Origin of the sequence: Neisseria sp. HMSC074B07, assembly GCF_001810355.1 — a bacterium.
Classification (GTDB): domain Bacteria; phylum Pseudomonadota; class Gammaproteobacteria; order Burkholderiales; family Neisseriaceae; genus Neisseria.
In genome coordinates this window covers 273,429-275,419 of record NZ_KV800921.1, presented here as the reverse complement: position 1 = coordinate 275,419, position 1,991 = coordinate 273,429, and the positions used below count along the sequence as shown (strand labels likewise).

The 1,991-nt window shown below is 56.6% G+C and carries 4 protein-coding genes; all 4 read left to right on the top strand.

Going from position 1 to position 1,991, the window contains the following annotated elements:
* Nucleotides 1–146: 146 nt before the first annotated feature.
* The 4 genes from HMPREF2726_RS14780 (at nt 147) to HMPREF2726_RS04900 (ending at nt 1,857) form a co-directional block, all read left to right on the top strand.
* Nucleotides 147–272, top strand: a complete 126-nt coding sequence (locus HMPREF2726_RS14780; protein WP_283118703.1) for a hypothetical protein — start codon at nt 147–149, stop codon at nt 270–272.
* A 41-nt stretch (nt 273–313) separates the two neighbouring features.
* Nucleotides 314–589 (top strand): RNA-binding S4 domain-containing protein, encoded by a 276-nt coding sequence (locus HMPREF2726_RS04910; protein WP_094112968.1) that lies wholly within the window; start codon nt 314–316, stop codon nt 587–589.
* Entirely contained in the window at nt 567–785 is a 219-nt protein-coding gene (locus HMPREF2726_RS04905) for a hypothetical protein (protein WP_003756513.1), read from the top strand. Before HMPREF2726_RS04910 ends, HMPREF2726_RS04905 begins: the two co-directional genes overlap by 23 nt.
* Before the next feature lie 235 nt (nt 786–1,020).
* The gene (locus HMPREF2726_RS04900; RefSeq protein ID WP_070602431.1) at nt 1,021–1,857 is read left to right on the top strand and encodes a PHP domain-containing protein; all 837 of its coding nucleotides are present in this window, start codon (nt 1,021–1,023) and stop codon (nt 1,855–1,857) included.
* Nucleotides 1,858–1,991: the final 134 nt, after the last annotated feature.

The following is a 1,991-nucleotide window of genomic DNA, read 5'->3' as shown; positions in this document are numbered from 1 at the left end:
CGCCGTACTGGTTTAAAGTTAATCCACTATAAACCCATACAGCGGCTTGGGCATGGAACTACCCCAAAGCCCTCGAACTTTACCGCAAAGCCTGCAAAGGCGGCTATGACAACGCCTGCCGCAACGCCAAAGAAACCGAAGAGGAAATGCGCAATCAAACGGCGGAAGACCGCGCAGCCAAACGCCAAGAGCGGCTGGAGGCACTGCAACGTTCCTGCATGGGCGAAAACGATGCCGCTTGCAGGGCCTTACAACGCGAATTGCAACGCTGATACAGAAGCCGCGGTCGTCTGAAACGGCTTTCAGACGACCTATGCTACAATTTCACGCATCCGAACCCATTACAGGAAAACTCATGGAAGCCACCGTCTATCTCGAAGACAACGAATACATCGCCTTATGCGACCTCTTGAAGCTCGCCGGACTTGCCGAAAGCGGCGGGCAGGCGAAAGCGTTTATCGCCGAAGGGCTGGTGTTGCGCAACGGCGAAACCGAAACCCGCAAAACTGCCAAAATACGCGGCGGCGAAGTCATCGAGTTTGACGGCGCGCGCTTGGAAATCGCCGATGGATACGACCCTGAAGAATAAAGCCGAAGCCCTCTTGGGCGAGCCGCTTTTAGACGAACCCGTCCGCCCCGAATCGTGGGAATGCTGCGGCAGCGACTGCGGCGACGTCTGCATCCAGACGGTTTATTGGACGGAAAAAGCCCGCTACGATGCGCAACGGCGGAAATTGAAAGAAGCGGGCTGGACGGACGACGAAGACAACGGAAAGGTCGTCTGAAAACGGTTCGGCTGGATGGAAACCGCGTTTTCAGACGACCTTTTATTGTTAAACACCGCTGCTCGGATAGTGGCATTCGACAAAGCTTCTAATATTTCGTCCATTCAAATCATTACGGCGGGATTTGAAATGTCGGATTCAAGAATCCGAACTACTGGATTTCAGACGACCTTTGTCCGGCTCGGTTTTCAACATGACCGTCCCCATCCTTCATTCACCACACACATAACGCCCCATGATAGACCTGCACTGCCATTCCACCGTTTCCGACGGTATGCTCTCCCCCGCCGAAGTCGTGCGCCTCGCGCATCAAAACGGCTGCACGCTGCTGGCGCTGACCGACCACGACCACACCGGCGGCATCGCCGAAGCGCGCGCCGAAGCCGACAAGCTCGGGCTGCGTTTCGTCAACGGCGTGGAAATCTCCGTAACTTGGCGCGGGCGCACCATACACGTCGTCGGTTTGGATTTCGACGAACAGGACGAAAACCTACAAAACCTGTTGGCGCAAGTACGGCAAGGTCGTCTGAAACGCCTTGAAGCCATCGCCGACAAGCTCGAAAAGAAAGGCATCGGCGGCGCATACGACGGCGCGCTCGCGCTGGCGGCAAACAAAGAAATGGTCAGCCGCACCCACGTCGCCGAATTCCTCATCCGAGCGGGACACGTCAAAAACAAGCAGCAGGCGTTCACCAAATACTTGGGCGACGGCAAATCCTGCGCCGTCCGTCACGAATGGGCGACGCTGGCAGACTGCGTCTCCGCCGTCAACGGCGCAGGCGGCATGGCGGTCATCGCCCACCCCATGCGCTACGACTTGTCCGCCACCGCCAAGCGCAATCTGTTTGAAGAATTTAAAAACCTCGGCGGCGTGGGCATCGAAGTCCACAGCGGCAACTGCTGCAAAAACGACCGCCTCAACTACGCGCTGCTGGCAGAACGCTTCGGCATGCTCGCCAGCGCGGGCAGCGACTTCCACCGCTTAAACGACTTCAGCGGCGGCATCCTCGGCGCGTGTCCCGAGCTGCCGGAAAACTGCAAACCGGTTTGGGAACATTTCAAAAGGGTTTGAACCGACAAGCTTCGACAAAATATCCGGCAATTGCGTTCAAATCATCCTTCTTGGTGCTGAGACGGCAACGTCCTACGTTCCAAACCCATCCGACCCAACATCTTATAGTGGATTAACTTTAAACCAGTACGGCG